Source organism: Nostoc sp. WHI (assembly GCF_015714725.1).
Lineage (GTDB): Bacteria > Cyanobacteriota > Cyanobacteriia > Cyanobacteriales > Nostocaceae > Nostoc.
Window position 1 is genome coordinate 1 of record NZ_WBKM01000286.1, and the last position, 2257, is coordinate 2257.

A 2257-nucleotide genomic window follows, 5' to 3' on the forward strand; every position below is an offset into this window, starting at 1 on the left:
CTCCCCACTCCCCACTCCCCATTTTGTTTACACAGACTGGATATTAACCGAAACCCAGTTTGACTCTGAGCAATTGCACTCCAAAGAAACCGTTTTTACAATCGGTAATGGATACCTGGGGACAAGAGGCTGTTTTGAAGAAGGGTATCCTCATGCATCGCCAGCTACTTTTATCCACGGTGTCTACGATGATGTGCCGGTGGTGTACACTGAACTGGTAAATTGCCCTGACTGGCTACCCTTGGTAGTGATTGTAAACGGCGATCGCTTCCGTCTCGATCAAGGTGAGATATTGCGCTACGATCGCCAACTTGATTTACGCCAAGGACTTCTCAGCCGTTCGTTGCGTTGGCGCTCTCCCGGTGGGAATACCATAGATATCAACTTTGAACGCTTTGCTAGTCTTGCAGATCCCCACGTGTTGGCGCTACGCTGCCATTTAACGCCAGTAGATTTTGATGGGTTAATCGAAATTCAAGCTAGTATCAACGGCTATCCAGAAAATCAGGGTTTCAATCACTGGGAAGGATTAGATCAGGGCAAGACTGACCAAGGAATCTGGTTACAACGCCGCACCCGCAACTCCCGAATTGAACTCGGTATGGCAGCTAAGGTGACAATATTAGGCACTGAAGCATCTTTGCAAGTCAGTACCGCACCTGGTTATCCTACCTTAAGTACGACATTCTTGGCGAAAGCGGAACAGACCATAACAGTAGAAAAACTCCTGACAGTTTTTACCTCGCGGGAAATTGAAACACCAGTCCCAGCAGCTCAAGAAAAACTCGCGCACCTGCCAGACTACGCAACACTACTAAAAGCCAATGAACAGGCATGGGATGAGGTTTGGCAGCAAAGTGACATCCTCATTGAAGGGGACAGCACAGCAACTTTTGCTGTTCGCTACAATTTATTTCAGCTGCTGATTGCTGCTCCACGGCATGAGGATAGAGTCAGCATTCCGGCGAAAACCCTTTCGGGGTTTGGCTATCGCGGCCATATCTTTTGGGATACAGAAATTTTTATGCAACCCATGTTTCTGTTTACCCAACCAGCGATCGCTCGTAACTTACTCAGTTACCGTTGGCACACCTTGAATGGAGCTAGACGCAAGGCAGCCCATTACGGCTATAAAGGGGCAATGTTTGCCTGGGAAAGTGCTGTTACCGGAGATGAAGTCACACCACGTTGGGCTATTGGCAGTGATTTTTATGGTGAAGACGTGCGGATTTGGTGCCGCGATCGCGAAATTCATATCAATGCAGATATCCCCTACGCTGTTTGGAATTACTGGCAAGCCACTGGTGATCATGACTGGATGCAAAAGCGCGGTGCAGAGGTGATCTTGGATGCCGCCATCTTTTGGAGTAGCCGAGTAGAATTCAATCCTGAGCGCCAACAGTATGAAATTCGGGGAGTGATTGGAGCTGATGAATACCATGAATTAGTCCACAATAATGCCTTTACAAACCGCATGGCGCAATGGCATCTAGAGAAAGCGATCGCAGTTTATGATTGGTTGGCTGACAATTTCCCCGAACAAGCCACCGAACTAGAAGAAAAACTACAACTCACTCCAGAAGAGCGATCGCACTGGCAAGATATCATCGCCAAAATATTGGTTCTCTATGATCCATCAACAGAACTAATTGAGCAGTTTGAGGGATTTTTCCAATTGGAAGATATCAACTTAGCAGACTATGAACCACGCGATCGCTCCATGCAACCGATCTTAGGTATTGAGAAAACTAACAAATATCAAGTCCTCAAGCAGCCAGATATATTAATGCTTCTATATTTAATGCGGGAATCAGCAGATTTTCCCTACAACGAAAAAGCATTGCAGACAAACTGGGACTACTACGCACCCCGCACTGACATAACTTATGGTTCATCCCTTGGGCCAGCAGTTGAAGCCATTTTAGCTTCAGATTTGGGCAAATCAACCGAAGCTTACGAACTGTTTATGCGAGCGTTAATGGTGGATCTTGAAGATAACCGAGGTAACACCAGCGATGGAATTCACGGCGCTAGTGCTGGTGGTATTTGGCAAGCTGTAATTTTTGGGTTCGGTGGCATTCAACTAACCGAAAATGGCCCCGTAGCCAATCCCCACCTACCCCCTGGCTGGACGCGCCTAAAGTTTAAACTGCACTGGCAAGGGTTATGGCACGACTTCGATTTAGCTCAGGGAGTCGTAGAGGAGGCAGGAGACAGGAGGCAGGAGGCAGGAGTTAATACATATTCTTCCTTATCC

Annotated in this window: 1 protein-coding gene; it reads left to right on the plus strand. The window is 47.3% G+C overall.

Annotation, left to right across the window (positions count from 1 at the left end; translation table 11 throughout):
• On the plus strand, nt 1-2257 hold a 2257-nt coding region (locus F8S12_RS29150), incomplete at both ends, for a glycoside hydrolase family 65 protein (RefSeq protein WP_230968353.1).